The sequence below is a fragment of the Cellulosimicrobium sp. 22598 genome (genome assembly GCF_052044445.1).
Lineage (GTDB): Bacteria > Actinomycetota > Actinomycetes > Actinomycetales > Cellulomonadaceae > Cellulosimicrobium > Cellulosimicrobium cellulans_G.
This window is the reverse complement of record NZ_JBQEMZ010000021.1, coordinates 46,469-63,506: the sequence shown is the minus strand read 5'-3', so window position 1 is coordinate 63,506 and position 17,038 is coordinate 46,469. Positions and strand designations below refer to the sequence as shown.

General features: G+C 74.6%; 20 protein-coding genes and 1 tRNA gene. 13 read left to right on the top strand and 8 right to left on the bottom strand.

Translation table 11 applies throughout. The features are described from left to right. Positions 1 to 98: 98 nt before the first annotated feature. Positions 99 to 1,331, bottom strand: a complete 1,233-nt coding sequence (locus tag ACTJIY_RS18310; protein WP_440675143.1) for an NAD(P)/FAD-dependent oxidoreductase — start codon at positions 1,329 to 1,331, stop codon at positions 99 to 101. A gap of 264 nt (positions 1,332 to 1,595) precedes the next feature. Here ACTJIY_RS18310 and ACTJIY_RS18305 point away from each other — a divergent pair, with 264 nt between their 5' ends. After that, positions 1,596 to 2,441: a hypothetical protein gene (locus ACTJIY_RS18305; RefSeq protein WP_440675142.1), complete on the top strand. Its 846-nt coding sequence runs from the start codon at positions 1,596 to 1,598 to the stop codon at positions 2,439 to 2,441. Between the two features lie 81 nt (positions 2,442 to 2,522). On the opposite strand, the gene ACTJIY_RS18300 is transcribed toward ACTJIY_RS18305, so the two are convergent. The 3 genes from ACTJIY_RS18300 to ACTJIY_RS18290 form a co-directional block, all read right to left on the bottom strand. Further along, positions 2,523 to 2,599: transfer RNA gene (locus tag ACTJIY_RS18300), tRNA-Pro, on the bottom strand. Positions 2,600 to 2,755: 156 nt separating this feature from the next. Next, positions 2,756 to 3,721 (bottom strand): metallophosphoesterase, encoded by a 966-nt coding sequence (locus ACTJIY_RS18295; RefSeq protein ID WP_440675144.1) that lies wholly within the window; start codon positions 3,719 to 3,721, stop codon positions 2,756 to 2,758. Further along, positions 3,718 to 6,072 carry a transglycosylase domain-containing protein gene (locus ACTJIY_RS18290; RefSeq protein ID WP_440675141.1) on the bottom strand — a complete coding sequence of 785 codons (2,355 nt, stop codon included), beginning with the start codon at positions 6,070 to 6,072 and terminating at the stop codon, positions 3,718 to 3,720. The genes ACTJIY_RS18295 and ACTJIY_RS18290 overlap by 4 nt, the downstream gene beginning before the upstream one ends. A 129-nt stretch (positions 6,073 to 6,201) precedes the next feature. Between ACTJIY_RS18290 and ACTJIY_RS18285 the strand changes: the two genes are divergently transcribed. Beyond that, on the top strand, positions 6,202 to 6,366 hold the full coding sequence (locus ACTJIY_RS18285) for a hypothetical protein (protein WP_021481786.1): 165 nt from the start codon (positions 6,202 to 6,204) through the stop codon (positions 6,364 to 6,366). Continuing rightward, entirely contained in the window at positions 6,366 to 6,854 is a 489-nt protein-coding gene (locus ACTJIY_RS18280; protein WP_253053895.1) for a RidA family protein, read from the top strand. The genes ACTJIY_RS18285 and ACTJIY_RS18280 overlap by 1 nt, the downstream gene beginning before the upstream one ends. Positions 6,855 to 6,937: 83 nt before the next feature. On the opposite strand, the gene ACTJIY_RS18275 is transcribed toward ACTJIY_RS18280, so the two are convergent. After that, the gene (locus ACTJIY_RS18275) at positions 6,938 to 7,615 is read right to left on the bottom strand and encodes a Crp/Fnr family transcriptional regulator (protein WP_021481784.1); all 678 of its coding nucleotides are present in this window, start codon (positions 7,613 to 7,615) and stop codon (positions 6,938 to 6,940) included. A gap of 97 nt (positions 7,616 to 7,712) precedes the next feature. Between ACTJIY_RS18275 and nth the strand changes: the two genes are divergently transcribed. Then, positions 7,713 to 8,438, top strand: a complete 726-nt coding sequence (gene nth / locus ACTJIY_RS18270) for an endonuclease III (RefSeq protein WP_439157716.1) — start codon at positions 7,713 to 7,715, stop codon at positions 8,436 to 8,438. 8 nt (positions 8,439 to 8,446) lie between these two features. On the opposite strand, the gene ACTJIY_RS18265 is transcribed toward nth, so the two are convergent. Together ACTJIY_RS18265 and ACTJIY_RS18260 are read right to left on the bottom strand one after the other, a co-directional pair. Continuing rightward, positions 8,447 to 9,379: an alpha/beta fold hydrolase gene (locus ACTJIY_RS18265; RefSeq protein ID WP_440675140.1), complete on the bottom strand. Its 933-nt coding sequence runs from the start codon at positions 9,377 to 9,379 to the stop codon at positions 8,447 to 8,449. Next, complete coding sequence (locus ACTJIY_RS18260; protein ID WP_253053888.1) at positions 9,376 to 10,146, bottom strand: winged helix-turn-helix transcriptional regulator; 771 nt, start codon at positions 10,144 to 10,146, stop codon at positions 9,376 to 9,378. The genes ACTJIY_RS18265 and ACTJIY_RS18260 overlap by 4 nt, the downstream gene beginning before the upstream one ends. 281 nt (positions 10,147 to 10,427) lie before the next feature. Between ACTJIY_RS18260 and ACTJIY_RS18255 the strand changes: the two genes are divergently transcribed. Genes ACTJIY_RS18255 through ACTJIY_RS18245 form a run of 3 tightly spaced genes read left to right on the top strand, consistent with a single transcriptional unit; the run spans position 10,428 to position 12,159 of the window. Next, complete coding sequence (locus ACTJIY_RS18255; RefSeq protein WP_353708385.1) at positions 10,428 to 11,162, top strand: hypothetical protein; 735 nt, start codon at positions 10,428 to 10,430, stop codon at positions 11,160 to 11,162. Further along, entirely contained in the window at positions 11,159 to 11,641 is a 483-nt protein-coding gene (locus tag ACTJIY_RS18250; protein WP_440675139.1) for a thioredoxin family protein, read from the top strand. Before ACTJIY_RS18255 ends, ACTJIY_RS18250 begins: the two co-directional genes overlap by 4 nt. A 38-nt stretch (positions 11,642 to 11,679) precedes the next feature. Then, a complete protein-coding gene (locus tag ACTJIY_RS18245) occupies positions 11,680 to 12,159 on the top strand; it encodes a DUF4395 domain-containing protein (protein ID WP_253053882.1) in 480 nt (159 codons plus the stop codon). Between the two features lie 62 nt (positions 12,160 to 12,221). Here the strand turns inward: ACTJIY_RS18245 and ACTJIY_RS18240 are convergent, their stop codons facing one another. Then, the gene (locus ACTJIY_RS18240) at positions 12,222 to 12,617 is read right to left on the bottom strand and encodes a DsrE family protein (RefSeq protein WP_253053880.1); all 396 of its coding nucleotides are present in this window, start codon (positions 12,615 to 12,617) and stop codon (positions 12,222 to 12,224) included. Positions 12,618 to 12,878: 261 nt separating this feature from the next. On the opposite strand from ACTJIY_RS18240, the gene ACTJIY_RS18235 reads away from it, so the two are divergent. The 6 genes from ACTJIY_RS18235 to ACTJIY_RS18210 all read left to right on the top strand — a co-directional run bounded on the left by ACTJIY_RS18235 (position 12,879) and on the right by ACTJIY_RS18210 (position 17,032). After that, positions 12,879 to 13,475, top strand: coding sequence for an FABP family protein (locus ACTJIY_RS18235; RefSeq protein ID WP_353708388.1), 597 nt, complete (start codon positions 12,879 to 12,881; stop codon positions 13,473 to 13,475). Positions 13,476 to 13,537: 62 nt separating this feature from the next. Further along, positions 13,538 to 14,680: a CAF17-like 4Fe-4S cluster assembly/insertion protein YgfZ gene (ygfZ, locus tag ACTJIY_RS18230; RefSeq protein WP_253053876.1), complete on the top strand. Its 1,143-nt coding sequence runs from the start codon at positions 13,538 to 13,540 to the stop codon at positions 14,678 to 14,680. After that, a complete protein-coding gene (locus ACTJIY_RS18225) occupies positions 14,677 to 15,837 on the top strand; it encodes an FUSC family protein (RefSeq protein WP_353708390.1) in 1,161 nt (386 codons plus the stop codon). Before ygfZ ends, ACTJIY_RS18225 begins: the two co-directional genes overlap by 4 nt. A gap of 80 nt (positions 15,838 to 15,917) precedes the next feature. Next, positions 15,918 to 16,238 carry a type II toxin-antitoxin system prevent-host-death family antitoxin gene (locus tag ACTJIY_RS18220; RefSeq protein WP_440675138.1) on the top strand — a complete coding sequence of 107 codons (321 nt, stop codon included), beginning with the start codon at positions 15,918 to 15,920 and terminating at the stop codon, positions 16,236 to 16,238. A gap of 7 nt (positions 16,239 to 16,245) precedes the next feature. Then, the gene (locus ACTJIY_RS18215; RefSeq protein ID WP_440675137.1) at positions 16,246 to 16,683 is read left to right on the top strand and encodes a type II toxin-antitoxin system VapC family toxin; all 438 of its coding nucleotides are present in this window, start codon (positions 16,246 to 16,248) and stop codon (positions 16,681 to 16,683) included. A gap of 10 nt (positions 16,684 to 16,693) precedes the next feature. Next, positions 16,694 to 17,032: a DUF2516 family protein gene (locus ACTJIY_RS18210; RefSeq protein WP_308202327.1), complete on the top strand. Its 339-nt coding sequence runs from the start codon at positions 16,694 to 16,696 to the stop codon at positions 17,030 to 17,032. Positions 17,033 to 17,038 lie beyond the last annotated feature (6 nt).

The window sequence follows — 17,038 nt, the reverse complement described above, 5'->3', positions numbered from 1 at the left end:
GACCACGGCGAGCAGCCGACGCCATCCTCACCAGCCGATCCCAGACCAGCCACCGCAAGACTCACAGCTCTACCTCGGCGGGGCCGCGGCTCTCTCGTTCAGCCGACGAACGACTCCAGCTCGGCGCGGTCGACGGCGTCGCGGTGGATGAGGGCCTTGACGTCCTCCATGCGGTCCCAGACGTTGACGGCCATGCCGGCCTCGACGCGGCCGTCCTTGAGCCAGAACGCGACGAGCTCGCGGTCGGGGACCGAGCCGGAGACCACGACCTCGTCGTAGGCCTCGGGGCCGGCGACGAAGCCGAGGTACTCCATGCCGACGTCGTACTGGTCGGAGAAGAAGTACGGCAGCTCGGGGTAGGGGTCGGTCGCGCCGAGCATCGCGCGCGCGGCGTGCGGACCCTGGTTGAGGGCCGTCGCCCAGTGCTCGACGCGCACCGACCGCCCGTAGCGCGCGGACGGGACGCTCGCGATGTCGCCGGCGACGAAGACGTCGGGGTCGGTGGTCTGGAGCGTCGCCGAGGCGACGACGCCGCCCGTCGAGGAGTCGAGCGCGAGGCCCGCGTCCCGGGCGAGCCCGATGTTCGGGACCGCGCCGACGGCGACGAGCACGAGGTCGGCGTCGACGTGGGTCCCGTCGGCGAGGTCGACGCCCGTCGCGCGGCCGCCTGAGCCCGAGATGCCCGTGACCTGGGCGCGGCGGTGGAGGTGGACGCCGTGGTCGGCGTGGACCTGCCCGTACAGCTCGCCCATCTCCGGGCCGAGGACGCGCTCGAGCGGGTGCGTGCCGAGCCCGATCACGGTGACGTCCAGACCGAGCGTGCGGGCCGACGCCGCGACCTCGAGCCCGATCCACCCGTCGCCGACGATGACGAGCCGCCCCGCGCCGCCGTCGTGGGCGGCGCGCAGCGCGGCGGCGAGCGCGTCGCTGTCGTCGACCGTGCGCAGCTCGTGGACGCCGTCCAGGTCGAGGCCGGGCAGCGAGATCCGGCGCGGGGCCGATCCCGTGGCGAGCAGCAGCTTCTCGTACGGCAGGGTCCGGCCGTCGGCGAGGGACACGCTCCGGCCCGCGAGGTCGACGGCGGTCGCGTCGGTCCCGGTGAGGAGCTCGACGTCGTGCTCGGCGTACCAGTCCGCGGAGAGGGGGAACACCGACTCGCGCTCCGCCTCGCCGCGCAGGTAGTCCTTCGACAGCGGCGGCCGCTCGTACGGCCGGTGCCGCTCGCGCGCGACGACGGTCAGCCCGCCGTCGTAGCCCTCGTCGCGCAGCGTCTCGACGGCCTTCGCGGCGGCGAGCCCTCCTCCGACGACGACGTGACGTCCAGCGCTCATCAGAACCTCCGCGGTGACTCGGTGCCCCGGACTCGGGCGGACCGCCCCAGTCTCGCGCGATCGTGTGCGAGGTGCGAGGTGCGAGGTGCGAGGTGCGGTGGCAGGTGGCGGCACGGCCCTGGACACGGCGCACGCCGGTTCGCGCTGCCGCGCCGTGGCAGCGTTCATGCGTTTCGCGTGACGCCCCGTGCGGTGCGCACGGGCAGGCTGTCCACGACAGCACCGTCGTGCACCGCGCGGCGGTCCCCGCGCGGAGGAGGTGCCGTGAGCATCGTCGTCGGCGCGATCGTGACCGCCGTCGTCGTCGCCGTGGCGGTCGCCACGATGCTCCTCGTCCGGCGGCGTGCACCGGCCGGCAGCCGGTTCAGCGACGGCGACCGGGCGTCCGGGGTCTTCGGGGTGGTCGCCACGGGCTTCTCCGTGCTCCTGGGCTTCATCGTCTTCCTCGCCTTCGAGTCGTACGACGAGGCGAGGAGCGGCGCCGAGGCCGAGGCGCGGAGCGTCGTGCAGCAGCTGGAGACCGCGCAGTTCTTCGCCCCCGACGACGCGGCGCGGCTCTCCGGTGAGCTCGTCTGCTACGCCCGGTACGTCGTCGCGAACGAGTGGGAGCAGATGGCGGACGGCGAGCTCGGCGAGGCCGTCAACCCGTGGGGGGTCGCGCTCTACCGGACCGTGCGCGACGTCGTCCCCGCGTCGGACACCCAGCAGTCCGCCTACGACCGGTGGATGGACCAGACCGCGGCCCGCGAGGACGCCCGCCAGTCCCGTGTGCACGGCGCGGAGGGCCTGATCCCGCTGCCGCTGTGGCTCGTCCTCTTCGTCGTCTCCGCGACCGTCTTCGTCTTCCTGCTCTTCTTCGCCGACTCCGCGGAGCGTGCCGCGACGCAGGGCCTGCTCATGGGCAGCGTCACGCTCGTCATCACGCTCTTGCTGTGCCTGCTCGCGTTCTTCGACCATCCGCACGGGCACCAGGTCGGCAAGCTGCAGCCGACGGCGATGGAGCGCGCCCTCGTCCTCCTGGTGGGGGAGGCGGAGGCGGCCGGGGTGACGATCGACCCACCGTGCGACGCCGCCGGGACGGCGACCGGCCTCGGTGCGGGCCGGTCTTGAGGACGGGGTCGGGGAGCGGGGACGCCTCTGTCGACGGACATGACGAAGGCCCGGAATCGTGGCGATTCCGGGCCTTCTGCCTGGTCGGGGTGACAGGATTTGAACCTGCGACCTCTTCGTCCCGAACGAAGCGCGCTACCAAGCTGCGCCACACCCCGGTTGCTCGTCCGCACGACGATCGACGAGGAGTCCTCGTCTTCCGCGCGGGAAGCCTGCTCAGAATAGCCGACGAAGTGCCGTGCGACGAAACTCGATTCCCGTGACCCCGGCGACACCCGGTGCGCGCCCTCGCGGTGAGGGCGCGCGCACCGCGGTCAGCGTGCCGTCAGGGTGAGCAGCGTCGCCTCGGGTCGGCACGCGAACCGCACCTGCGCGTACGGCGAGGTGCCCGCTCCGGCGGAGACGTGGAGCCACGTCGAGTCCTCGCCGCCCGGTGCGTCGGGCCGCGCCACGGGCCAGCCGTGCAGGCCCTTGGCCCGCCGTCGGTCGATGTCGCAGTTCGTGACGAGCGCGCCGAACCCGGGCACGCAGAGCTGCCCGCCGTGGGTGTGGCCCGCGAGGATCAGCTCCGCGGCGTCGTCGTGCATGGCGTCCAGGACGCGCCGGTACGGGGCGTGCGTGACCCCGACGCGGAGCACCGGTCCGTCGCTCGACGGCGCCTCGGGGCCGTCGTGGCGGCCGTCCGGCGCGGTGGGCGCCGGGAAGACGTCCCGGTCGAGGTGGGGGTCGTCCACGCCGACGAGGTCGAGGCGGACGCCGCCGACCTCCAGGACGTCGCGACGGTTCGTGAGGTCGACCCAGCCCGCGTCACGCATCGCCGCGGCGAGCTCGCCCGCGGGCAGCAGGCGTGCCTGGGACGCGAACGGCACGCGCGCGTCCGGCAGGAGGTACCGCGCCGGGTTCTTGGGGACGGGCGCGTAGTAGTCGTTCGACCCCATGACGAAGGCTCCGGGAGCCGACAGCAGCGGCTCGAGCGCGTGCAGCAGGGGTTCGAGCGAGTCGACGTGCGCGAGGTTGTCGCCCGTGTCGACGACGAGGTCCGGCTCGAGCTCGGCGAGCGAGCGCACCCACTCGATCTTGCGCCGCTGGCTGGGGACCAGGTGGAGGTCCGAGACGTGGAGCACCCGCAGGTCGGGCGTGCCGGCGGGCAGCACGGGCACGGTCACCCGGCGGAGCGTGAAGAGCTTGGTCTCGACGTGCGCGTACGCGACGCCGGCCAGACCGACTGCGGCGAGCGCACCGAGCCCGCGCAGGGCCCGGCGCGGGCCGGCGGCGCTCAGCCGTTCCCCCCGCCGCCGAGGTTGCCGAACCACTCGCCGAGGTCGACGTCGTCGCGGCCGGCCCCGTTTCCGCGGTCACCGCGGTCGCCACGGCCTCCGCCGGCGTCGGCGTCGGGCGCGTCGCCGCCGCCCTGGTCGCCGCCGCCCTGGTCACCACCCTGGTCGCCGCCGCCCTGGTCGCCGCCGCCGCCACTCTCGGGGGTCGTCGGCGCCGTGGGGGGCGGGGCGGGCGCGTTGATCCGCTTCCAGTCCGGGTCGGCGAAGCCCGGGGCGGGCTGGCCGGCGAGGATCTGGTTCATGTAGTCGCGCCAGGTCGGTGCGGCCAGGCTCGAGCCGTACCAGTACGAGCGGGTCTTCCCGTTGATCGTGAAGCGCCCGTTCATCGGCACGTCGCTCTCGGCGTTGCCGATCCACACGGCGGTGACGACCTGCGGGGTGTACCCGATGAACCACGTGTGCGTGTTGTTGTTCGCCGTGCCGGTCTTGCCGGCGGCAGGACGCCCGTCGGCGAGACCGTTGCCGCGCCCGGAGCCCTGCGTGAGCACCTGCTGCAGCGCGTAGGTGACCGTGTTCGCGACCGTCGGGTCGATGGCGTTGGGCTGGCAGTTCGCGGACGGCACCGGGAGCTCCTGGCCGTCGGAGTCGAGGACCTTGGTGATCGCGACGGGCGAGCAGTACGTGCCGCCGCTCGCGAACGTCGCGTACGCCGCGGCCATCTGCAGCGGGGAGGAGTTCTGGGTGCCGAGGATCATCGACGCGTTGATGTCGATGTTGCCCTCGTCCCGGATCATCGACGGCTGGAACCCGGCAGCCTTCGCGGTGGTCGCGATGCCGCACAGGTCGAGCTTGCTCGCCATCGTGGTGTACGCGGTGTTGACGGAGTTGAACGTCGCCTTGAGGACCGACATCGACCCGCTGCCGGGCCCGTCGGAGTTCGCGGGGGTCCACTTCTCGTTCCCGAGCCGCGTGCAGCTCGCGTGGAAGTCGCGGTTGATCGTCCAGGTGCGCTTGTTGGCGCTCACGGTCTCGTAGAGCGAGTGCCCCTGGTTGAGCCACTCGGCGAGCACGAACGGCTTCCACGTCGAGCCGGGGGAGAACCCGTTGGACGACCCGTGGGCCTGGTCGACGCTGTAGTTGACCGCCGTCGTGTTCGGCGCGGGCTCCTGGGTGTTGTCGAACGCGCGATTCTGCGCCATCGCGAGGATCTTGCCGGTCCCCGGCTCGACGGTGACGATCGCGTCCTCGATCTGGCTCGGGTCGTCCGCCGGGACCGCCGCCGAGGCGTGCTGCTCTGCCGCTGCCTGCATGGCGGGGTCGAGCGTCGTGTAGATGTCGAGGCCGCCGCGGTAGAGCAGCGTCTGGCGCTCCTCCTTGGTCTCGCCGAACACCGGGTCGGACATGATGATCTTCGTGACGTAGTCGCAGAAGAACGCCGATCCGCCGGATGCCTGGCAGCCCGCCTCAAGCGGCTGGACGGAGAGCGTGTCGGCGATCGGACGGGCGCGGCCCGTGTCGTACTCCTCCCGGGTGATGTACCCCTGCTGGTACATCTGGTTGAGCACGATGTCGCGCCGCTTCTGGGCGTTCTCCGGCTCCGTGGTCGGGTCGTACGTCGACGGCGCCTTGGTGATCCCCGCGATCGTCGCGGCCTCGACGTAGTCGAGATCGATCGCGCTCTTGTTGAAGTAGTGCCGCGCCGCCGTCTCCACGCCGTAGACCGAGCGGCCGAACTGCGCGATGTTGAGGTACCCCTGGAGGATCTCCTCCTTGGTCATCTTCTTCTCGAGCGCGATGGCCAGCTTGGCCTCGCGCGCCTTGCGCCCGAGCGACTTCTCGTTGGCCTCGTAGAGCGCCATGGTGTCGTTCTCGCGGACCGCCTGCTCGATGAGCACGTTCTTCACGTACTGCTGCGTGAGCGTCGAGGCGCCCTGGGTGTCGCCGCCCGTGATGTTGTTGACGACCGCGCGGGGGAGACCCTCGACGTCGACGCCGCCGTGGTCCCAGAAGCGCTTGTCCTCGATCGCGATGACCGCGTTCTTCATCGCGTCCGAGACCTGGTCCAGCGGGACCACGATGCGGTTCTCGGTGTAGAACGTCGCGAGGCGCGTCGTGCCGTCGTTGGCGTAGATGCGCGACTGCTCGGACAGCGGGCCCGGCTCGAGGTCCGCCGGCAGCTCGTCGAACACCTCGACGGCGGTGTCGGTCGCCGTGTTCGCGCCGGCGGCGAGCGGGACGAGCAGTCCGGCCGCGAGGACGCCGCCGACGCCGGAGACCAGCACGAACGCCAGGAAGAGGGCGACGAGCTGGTACGCGTTGATCTGCCGGCCGCGAGGACGCACAGGGGAAGCCATGGTGCCAACCCTACGGGAGCGACCCTGGGAGGGCCCCGGGATCCCGGGGCTCGCGGGTGTGCGGGTTGTGTAAGCATCCCGCGGCGGTGCTCGCGGGTGATGCCCGCGGCGGCCGACTACGCTCGCCCCATGGCAACCACGTGGGAGTACGCGACCATCCCCCTCATCATCCACAACACCAAGGCCGTCCTCGACCAGTGGGGCTCCGACGGCTGGGAGCTCGTCCAGGTCGTCACGGGCCCTGACGGCAACGGCCTCGTCGCCTACCTCAAGCGCCCGACCGGGGAGAAGTAGTGGCGGGGTTCCCCGCCGGGACGATCGCCGCGCGCCTGACGGAGCTCGGCCTCGCCCTCCCGCCGGTGGCGGCGCCCGTCGCGGCCTACGTGCCCGCCGTGCGTTCGGGCCGGTACGTCCACACGTCGGGCCAGCTCCCGTTCGTGGACGGCGCCCTGCCCGCGACGGGCAAGGTCGGCGACGGCGAGGGGCTCGTCCCGTCCACCGAGGCCGCAGCCCTCGCGCGGCAGTGCGCGCTCAACGCGCTCGCCGCCGTGCACGACGTCGTCGGGAACCTCGACCAGGTCGCCCGCGTCGTGAAGGTCGTCGGGTTCGTCGCGAGCGACCCGTCGTTCACGGGGCAGCCCGGGGTGGTCAACGGCGCGAGCACCCTCCTCGGAGAGGTATTCGGCGAGGCGGGCGTCCATGCCCGCAGCGCCGTCGGCGTCGCGGTCCTGCCGCTCGACGCCCCGGTCGAGGTCGAGATCGTCGTGGAGCTCGCGGAGTAGCACCCTCTGCCGGCACGCGAACGGGGTCGGCGGCCAGGTCCTCGCGGACCCGGTCGCCGACCCCGTCCTCGTCGGTGCGGCGGTCAGCGCGCGCGGCGCTCCAGGCGGTCCATGTCGAGCAGGACGACGGCCCGGCCCTCGCGGCGCACCCAGCCGCGCGTCGCGAAGTCGGCGAGCGCCTTGTTCACGGTCTCGCGCGACGCGCCGACGAGCTGCGCGAGCTCCTCCTGCGTGAGGTCGTGCGCGACGCGGATGCCCTCGTCCGTCTCCTCGCCGAAGCGCGTCGACAGGTCCAGGAGCGCCTTGGCGACGCGGCCCGGCACGTCGGAGAACACGAGGTCGGCCAGCGTCTCGTTCGTGCGGCGCAGCCGGCGCGCGAGGGCGTTGAGCAGGTGCTTGGCGACGCTCGGGTGCTTCTCGATCCACTCGACGAGCTGGTCGTGCCCGAGCTCGTAGATGACGGAGTCGGCGACGGAGCTCGCGGTGGCGGTGCGGGGGCCCGGGTCGAACAGGGAGAGCTCGCCGAACATCTCGCCGGGGCCGAGGATCGACAGGAGGTTCTCGCGGCCGTCGTTGGAGCGGCGCCCCAGCTTGATCTTGCCGCTCGCGATCACGTAGAGGCGGTCGCCCGGCTCGCCCTCGCGGAACAGCACGTCGCCGCGGGAGAGCTCGATCTGCTGCATCGACTCGAAGAGGGTGCGCGTCTCGTCCGCGTCCATCGTCGCGAACAGGGGGGCGGAGAGCACAACGTCGTCGTCCACGCGGGGTGTCCTATCGTCTCGTCCTCGGAAATGTTCCAGGACAAGTCTGCCCTACGGCTGCAACTCGGGTGTCGGGGGCGGCGGCTACGGTGGGTCCGTGACCACCACCGAGCCGGCCCGCACGGGGGCGCCGAAGCCCGAGTCGCACCTCGCCCTCGTCCGGCGGGCGCGCCGCACCAACCGCGAGCTCGCGGTCACCTATCCGGACGCGCACTGCGAGCTGGACTTCACGACGCCGCTCGAGCTGCTCGTCGCGACCGTCCTGTCCGCGCAGACCACGGACAAGCGCGTCAACCTCACGACCCCGGCGCTGTTCGCGCGGTACCCGGACGCCGCGGCGTACGCGGGCGCGGACCGGGAGGAGCTCGAGGAGCTGCTGCGCCCCACCGGGTTCTTCCGGGCCAAGGCGCAGTCGGTCATCGGCATCGGCCAGGCGCTCGTCGAGCGCTACGACGGCGAGGTGCCGGGACGCCTGGAGGACCTCGTGACCCTGCCGGGCGTGGGTCGCAAGACGGCGAACGTCGTGCTGGGCAACGCGTTCGGCGTGCCGGGGCTGACGGTCGACACCCACTTCGGCCGGCTCGTGCGCCGTCTCGGCTGGACCACCGAGGAGGACCCGGTCAAGGTCGAGCAGGTCGTCGGCGGTCTCATCGAGAAGTCGGAGTGGACGATGCTCTCGCACCGGCTGATCTTCCACGGCCGGCGGGTGTGCTTCGCGCGCAAGCCCGCGTGCGGCGCGTGCACGATCGCCCGCTGGTGCCCGTCCTTCGGTGTCGGCGAGGTCGACCCGGTCAAGGCGGCGAAGCTCGTCAAGACGAGCTGAGGTCCCGGCTAGACGGCGCGCGGGAGCCAGTCGAGCAGCAGGTCCGTGACGGCGTCGGGCGCCTCCTCGGGGAGGTAGTGGCCGGCACCGTCCACGACCTCGAAGCGGAAGTCGCGGGCGAGCGCGGCGCCGTCGGCGTCGGCGAGGTCGCGTCGCACGAGGCCGTCCTCCTCGGCGTGGACCTGCAGCGCGGGGACGTCGATCGGGCGGCGGAGCGCGGCGAGGAAGCGACGGCCGTCCGGGCGAGGGGTCGAGCGCACCGCCCAGCGCAGCGACTCCATGGCGGTGTGCGCCGCGAACGGGATGCGCATGACCGTGCGGTACGTCTCGACGACGTCGGGCGCGAAGGGCGTGGCCGCCCCGGTCGCGAGCACCTCGGCCACGAGGTCGCCGCGGACGAGCGCGCGCTCGGGCAGCGTGGGCACCTGGTAGAACGCGAGCTGACGCAGCGCGGCGGGCGTGAGCAGGCGGCGGGCGGAGGTGTGCAGCCGCGCGGGGTGCGGCGCGGAGAACGCGGCGACGCCGGCCGTGACGGCGGGCTGGAGCGCGGCCATCGCCCAGGCGAGGCTTCCGCCCGTGCCGTGGCCCACGACGACGGCGCGTCCGGACCCGAGCGAGCGCACGACCCCCGCGATGTCGCGCGTGCGGGTCGGGGCGTCGTAGCCGATCGGCGGCTTGTCGGAGGCGCCGACACCCCGCACGTCCATCGCGGCGACGCGGTAGCCCGCCGCGGCGAGCGGCTCGATCTGGTGGCGCCACGCCCACCAGAACTGCGGGAAGGAGTGGAGCAGGACGACGAGCGGCGGCCCGGGGTCCCGCACCCCGCGGTCCTCGGGACCGGCGAGCGCGACGTGGAAGCGCGCGCCGTTGGCCGGGACGAGCTCATGGCGCCAGGGGCCGTCGGGCAGCGCGGACGTGAAGTCGGAGGGGTCGGGCGTCACCCGGACGAACCTACCGGGGTCCCGGGCCCGCTGTCGGCCGACGACCCGGCGGTGCCCGCCCCGGCGTCCTCCGCCCCCTCGGCGGGGCGGCGGTCCTTCGGCGGGTCGAACCGGTACCCGACGTTGCGCACCGTCCCGATGAGCTGCTCGTGCTCGGGGCCGAGCTTGGCGCGCAGGCGCCGGACGTGGACGTCGACGGTCCGCGTGCCGCCGTAGTAGTCGTACCCCCACACCTCCTGGAGCAGCTGGGCGCGGGTGAACACGCGGCCGGGGTGCTGCACGAGGTACTTGAGGAGCTCGAACTCCTTGTAGGTGAGGTCGATGGGCCGGCCACGCAGCCGTGCGGTGTAGCCGCTCGCGTCGATCGCGAGCTCGCCCGCCGCGATCTCCTGCGGACCGTCCTCGGCCGGGCCGCGCGCGGACCGCTCGACGACGAGGCGCAGCCGGGCCTCGACCTCCGCCGGGCCGGCGCCCTCCAAGAGGAGGTCGTCAGCCCCCCACTCCGCCGTGACGACGGTCAGGCCGCCCTCGGTGAGGACGAGCACGAGCGGGACCGTGAGCCCGGTGGCGTGCAGGAGGCGGCACGTGGTGCGGGCCGCGACGAGGTCGCGCCGCGCGTCGAGCAGCACGACGTCGGAGTCCGGGGCGTCGACGAGCGCCGACGGCTCCATGGGAAGGACTCGGATGCGGTGCGAGAGCAGGCCGAGGGCAGGCAGGACCTCGACAGAACCGCCTGTCGCGGGGGTGAGGATGAGCAGGTCTGCCATCCGGCACCTCCTTCCGGGTCGCGGGGCGCGGGCGGCGCCCCCGGGCGTCGACGCGTGGCGACCGGGCCGGGACGTACCTCTGCGGGGCTCGCCACGTCATCGGCCACGTTCTCGGTCCGTGGATGGTTACCGTATCGCGTGCCGGGCGCGGACACGGCGAACGTTCCACGGCCGTGCGCGTGCCGGGCCGGTAGGCGGTCCGGCGGGAGACTCTGCGACACTCTGAGGCGTGCTGCACGACCCGACGCCCTCCCGCGACCCCCGAACGGGGCGCTGACCGCGTGGACCTCTCGACCCGGGCCGTCGTCACGGCGTGCCTCGCCGCGGGCATCGCCGTCGCCGCGTTCTTCGGCCCGCTCCCGCTCGCCGCGGCGTCGGGGGCCCTGGCCCTGATCGTCGCGATCGGGTGGCCGCGCCTGCTCGACATCCCCGTGCACGGCGGGACGCGCGTCGTCATCGCGATCGCCGGGCTCGGCGCCGTGGGTGCCACGGCCGCGACGCACGGCGAGCCCGCGCTGCGGCACCTGCCCGTGGTGCTCGCGCTCGCCGTGGTGCTCGCGTTCGTCGCCGAGCTCCTGCGCCGCGACGGGCGCCCGCGGCTGGTCGAGTCGCTCGTCGGGACCGTGAGCGGGATCGTCGTCGCGACGTCGTGCGCGGGCTGGATCGCGACGGGACGCACCGACGCGGGCGAGTCCCTGGTCGTGACGTGCGCGGTCGCGCTGGCCGTCGCCTCCGCGGTCTCGGCGCTGCCGCTGGGCGGCTGGACCAACGCCGCGCTCACCCTGGGGCTCGCGGTCGCCGCGGGCGGTGCCGTCGGGTACGTCATGCCCGACCTCGACCTGCTGAGCGGCGTCTGGTCCGGCGTCGTCGCGGGCCTGCTCGTCGCGTCGCTCCACGCGCTCTTCGACCAGCTCCCGGAGCTGCGGGGGCGCCTCGGCGCGTTCTCCGCGACGGCGCTGCCGGTCGCGGTCGGCGGGACGCTGATCTTCGTGGTGGGCCGGGTGATCGTGGGATGACGCCGTCGGTGCTCCCCGTCGTGCTCCTCGGCGCGACCCTGCTCGCGACGCTCGCCCTCGGCGTGTGGTGGCAGCGGCGCCAGGGGGTCGTGCGCGCGCCGCGCACGACGACGTCCGGGTCCGCGACCGGCGACGGCGCGGCGTCCTTCGACTGGCCCGCCCACGGCGTCGTGCTGGGTGCGCGCGGCACGTTCGTGCAGTTCTCGGCGGAGCTGTGCGCGCCGTGCCGGGCGACGGCGCGCGTCCTCGGCGAGGTGAGCGCAGCGCACGACGACGTGACGCATCGTGAGATGGACGTCGACGACCACCTCGACCTGGTGCGAGCATTCGGCATACTGCGCACGCCGACCGTCCTCGTGCTCGACGCGGAGGGTCGGGAGGTCGCCCGCGCGAGCGGGGGGATGAACCGCGCCCAGGCGCTCGCGGCGCTCGCCGTCGCGGACGCGGGAGCGGCCTCCGCGACCGCGCACGACGCCTGACCCACGCCGTCCCCGACGGCCGCACCGGAGGAGACCGCATGAGCGACCAGGCTGGGCGAGGCGACGCCACGACGGAGCGCGGGACTGCGCCCGCCGGCATCGACCCGCGGGGGCCGCGTGCGGGGGCGGGCATCACGGCGCTGCTGCTCGCGGTCGTCATCCTCCTGTGGACGTCGCCCGCCGCGCTCGTGCTGCTCGCGCTCGTCGCGGCGAGCTTCCTGCTCGGCGCGATCCGGGGCGCGCAGGGCACGTGGCAGGCGTGGGTCTACCGCGTGGTCGTGCTCCCGCGCATCGGCCCGACGGCGGAGCGCGAGGACCCGAGGCCGCCGCGGTTCGCGCAGGCGGTCGGCCTCGTCATCACCGGCGCAGGGGTCGTGCTGGGGCTGCTCGGCGTCGAGGCGGCCGTGCCCGCCGCGGCGGCGCTCGCGCTCGTGGCCGCCGTCCTCAACGCCGCGTTCGGCCTGTGCCTGGGGTGCGAGCTGTACCTGCTGCTGCGCCGGGTCGCTCCCGCGCGCTGACGCCCCCGCGCTGACGAGCTCGCGGGCTGACGCGCCGGTGAACCGGTGCGGTCGGCCGCGGGTCAGTAGACGAGGGCCTGTGCGCCGTCGCGCAGCGCCTCCTCGACGAACACCGCCGCGCCGGCGATCCGCACGCCGGGCAGCACGTCGTCGGCCGTGATCCCGCGGCGCGCCGCGCACTGCGTGCACACGGTGAGGGTGCCGGCGGCGAGCACGGCGTCGAGCAGGTCGGGCAGCGGGGCGGCGTGCTCCAGCTCGAGCTCCGCCGCACGCCCGGGCAGCCCGAACCACGCGGCCTCGCCCGTGAGCCACACGCTCACCTCGACGCCTGCCGCGACCGCCGCGGCGGCGACGGTGAACGCCTGGTTGGCGGCCTCGGGGCGGTCGAGCCCCGAGGTGGCCTTGACGACGAGCGAGCGCTGACGGGGAGCCGCGGGCGGCGGCACGATGTCGGTCACGCGGCCGAGCGTAGCCCTCCCCGCCGGCGCCTTCCCCGCCCGCGGCGTGGTCGTCCCGCCCGGCCGGTAGGATCGGGCGCATGAGTCCGCACACTCTCGAGCTGATCTTCCTCGGCCTGCTCCTCGCGGCGACGGTCACCATCACGTGGTTCGCGGGGTACGTCGTCTACAAGCTCTACAAGGGCCAGCGCTGACGCTGCCGCGCGGGGCGAGCCCCGCCCCCCGCACGTCGCCCCGCCCGACTCCGAGAGGTGGTCGCTGATGCCGTTCGAGTTCCCCGAGGGGCTCGCGCCCGAGGTCTACCCGCTCGCCTGGCTCGTCGGGAGCTGGCGCGGCGAGGGGGTCGTCAAGTACCCGGGCATCGAGGAGACGCCGTTCGTCCACGACGTCGTGTTCGACCACGACGGCGGCCCGTACCTGCGCTACGAGTCGACCCTGCGACTCCTCGAGACCGAGGTGCCGGAGACCGTCCCCGACGAGGGCGCGTGGCCCGAGCGCGACGCCGCGACGCTGGACGCCGCGGCGTCGGACGCCCCCGTGTGGTCCACCGAGACGGGCTACTGGCGCGTGTCCACCGACCGGCCCGACGGGCTCGAGGACGACCGGCACCCGCTCGAGGTGCTGATCGCCGACCCCGCGGGCCGCGTGTCCGTGTACCTCGGAGCGGTCGGCAACGGCCGCGTGGACCTGGCGAGCGACCTGATCGCCCGCACGTCCACCGCGTCGGAGGTCACGGCCTCGAAGCGGCTGTACGGGTTCGTCGAGGGCCAGCTCCTGTGGGTGTGGGAATTGGCGGCCTTCGGTGAGCCGTTGCAGTCGTACGCGTCCGCGAAGCTGACCCGGCGCCCGACGACCTGACCCGCGGGCCGACGGACGAGCGCGCCCGCACGCCCGGACGCGCCGACGAAGGAGGACCACCCGTGACCACCGGCTACACCAGCCCGCTCCTGTCCCGCCACGGCGCGGTGCCCGCGACCGGCCCCGACGAGGGCGTCGCCTGGCACTACGGCGACCCGACGGGGGAGCAGCGCGCGCTGCGCACGGGCGGTGCCGTCGTCGACCAGTCGCACCTCGGCGTCGTCACGGTCACGGGTCCCGACCGGCTGAGCTGGCTGCACTCCATCACGTCGCAGGACCTGACGAACCTCTCCCCGCGCACGTCGACGGAGCTGCTCGTCCTCTCCCCGCAGGGGCACGTCGAGCACGCGGCGTCCGTCGTCGACGACGGCGAGACGACCTGGCTCGTCACCGAGCGCTCGCACGCCGCCGACCTCGCCGCCTGGCTCGACCGGATGAAGTTCATGCTCCGGGTCGAGATCTCCGACGCCACCGACGCGTGGGCGGCGCTCGGCGAGCCCGTCGACGCCGAGGGCGCGGAGGGCGAGCCGGTCACGTGGCGCGACCCGTGGCCGCGCGTCACCGGCGGCGGCACGCGGTACGGCCCGCCCGAGGACGAGCACCCGGGCCGGGAGCGGCCGTGGCGGCTCGTGCTGGTGCCGCGGGCCGAGCTGGCCGACGCCGTCGCCGCGCGCGAGGCGGCCGGGTGGCGGCTCGTCGGCACGTGGGCGAGCGAGGCCGCCCGCGTCGAGGCGTGGCGGCCGCGGCTCGCGACCGAGATCGACCACCGGTCGATCCCGCACGAGACCGACTGGCTGCGCACCTCCGTCCACCTCCACAAGGGCTGCTACCGAGGCCAGGAGACGATCGCGCGCGTGCACAACCTCGGGCGCCCGCCGCGCCGGGTCGTGATGCTGCACCTCGACGGCTCGGGGCACCTGCTGCCCGCGCCCGGCGCCGAGGTCACGCTCGACGGGCGGCCCGTCGGCGCCGTGACGTCGGTCGCGCGCCACCACGAGCTCGGCCCGATCGCGCTCGCCGTCCTCAAGCGCAGCGTCCCCGAGGACGCCGAGCTCCTGGTCGACTGCGACGGTGGCGCGATCTCCGCGGCGCAGGAGGTCGTGGTGCCCGGCGAGGGCGTCTCGGTCGACCGTCCCGCCCCGCGCGGCCCCGTCGGCCGGGGGATCACGCCCCGCGGCGAGGGCGCGCCGACGAGCATGCTGTGACCGCGGGGCCGGCGTCCGGGCGCCCGCCGGGCCCGGCCTCCGGACCCGGCGCGGTCGACGTCGCCCGCACCGCGTGGCGCCGGCTCCTCCTGCGCGCCCGGATCCGGCAGGGCGTCTCACGCGTCCGCGTGGCGCTGTGGCCCATCCTCCAGGCGTCGGCCGCCGCGGGCCTCGCGTTCGGCATCGCCCGGTACGGTCTCGGCCACACCGCTCCCTTCTTCGCCCCCGTCTCCGCGTGGGTGTGCCTCGGGTTCAGCCAGGACCGGCAGCTCCGCCGCGTCCTCGAGCTCGCGGTCGGGGTCGCGATCGGCGTCGGGCTCGGGGACCTCGTCGTCCACGCGATCGGCTCCGGGTGGTGGCAGGTCGCCGTCGTGCTCGCCGTCTCCGCGCTCGCGGCCCGCTTCATCGACCGCGGCGCGATGCTCACGACGCAGGCCGGCGTGCAGGCGATCGTCATCGTCGGGCTCCCGGCGGCGCAGGCCGGCGGCCCGCTCGGGCGGTGGACGGACGCGCTGGTGGGCGGGGCCGTCGCGCTCGCGGTCGCGGCGCTCACGCCCGGCGACCCCCGCCGTCGTCCCCGGCTGCTGGGTGCCGAGGCGACGACGGAGCTCGCCGCCGTCCTCGACGTCCTCGCGCGAGGGCTGCGCAGACGCGACCGCGCCGACCTCGAGGCGGCGCTCGTCAAGGGCCGCGCCTCCGAGGGAGCGCTCGAGGACTGGCAGTCGGCGGCGTCGTCGGCACGGGAGCTCGCACGCGTCACCGCGGCCGGGCTGCGGCACCGCGACGAGCTCGGCGGGCTCGAGCGACAGGCCGTCCTCGTGGACCGCGCCATGCGCAGCGTGCGCGTCCTGGCGCGGCGTGCGATGCCGGTCGCGGGCGGGCCGGACGAGCGGGAGCTCGACGCGGTCGCGGACCTCGTCGCCCGGTTCGGCGCCGGGGTGCACGTGCTCGCGGAAGCGGTCGGCGCCGGCCGCGACCCGGCCGTCGCGCGCGAGGTCCTCCTCGAGGTCGCGCACAGCGCGGACCCGCACGCGCTCGGCGACGGCGACTGGCAGGTGCAGTCGCTCGTAATGCTCGTGCGGTCGCCCATCGTCGACCTCCTGGAGGCGGCCGGGGCGTCGCCGCAGCAGGCGCGCGACGCCCTTCCCGAGCTCTGAGCGGACCATCCCGGCCCGTCGGGGCGAACCGGACGTTCTTCACCCTGCACAGCGGCGCCCCGGGCCGGTACCGTCGGGGCATGGAGGTCCCCGTCAGCGCCCTGCGCGCCGAGCTCAAGTCGTGGATCGAGCGGGCCAGGGATGGCGAGGAGGTCGTCATCACCGAGCGCGGCGTCCCCGTCGCCCGGCTGACGGGCGTCGCGACGGCAGACCTGGTCACCGAGCTCGTGCGCGACGGCGTGCTGGTCCCGCCGGCGGGCGAGCGCCCGGTCCACGTGGTCCCCGCGGGCGGCGACGCCGGCGCGCGACCCGCGACGACGGACGGGGCGCGGTCGTCCGACGGCGTCCGTGGTGGTCGTGGGGGCGGCGTCGCCGCGCTCGTCCGTCGGATCCGGCGCTGAGGCCCCGATGGCCCTGGTCTACTTCGACGCGAGCGCCCTCGTGAAGCTCTGCGTCCCCGAGGCCGGCTCCGCGCTGGCCAGCCGCCTGTGGAACCGGGCGGACGTCGTCGTGACGAGCCGCCTCGCCGACGTCGAGGTGCGGGCGGCGCTCGCCGCGGGCGCCCGCGCCGGCGTGCTCGACGGCCCGGGCCACGCGAGCGCCCTCGGCGCGTGGGACGAGCTGTACCCCGCGCTCCACGTCGTCGAGGTCTCGGGCGAGGTCGCCGACCGCGCGTCGGCGCTCGTCGCGGCCGGTGCGCTGCGCAGCAACGACGCGGTGCACGTGGCGAGCGCCCTCGCCGTCGCGCACGACGACACGATCGTCGCCGCCTGGGACCCGCACGTGGTGACCGCCGCGCGGTCGGTCGGGCTGCGGGTGGTGCCGTGGCCCCTCGCCAGACCGTAGGCTCGTGCCCGTGGGAATCATCGGGTCGCTGCAGTGGATCGTCTACCTCGCGCTCTCGCTCGTCGTGTTCGGGACGCAGCTCTTCGCGCTCGTCGACGCGATCCGGCGTCCGGCCGGAGCGTTCACGGCCGAGGGGAAGCTGACCAAGCCGATCTGGCTCGCGATCCTCGCGGTCGCCGCGGCCCTCGGGTTCCTCTCGCTGCCCCTCGGCGGCGGTGTGAACCTCGGCTTCATCGGGCTCATCGCGGTCGTCGCGGCGATCGTCTACCTCGTCGACGTGCGCCCGCGGCTCCAGCCGTACGGCAACGGCCGCGGCAACGGGTCGTCGGGCCGCCCGGGCGGCTGGTGACGCGCC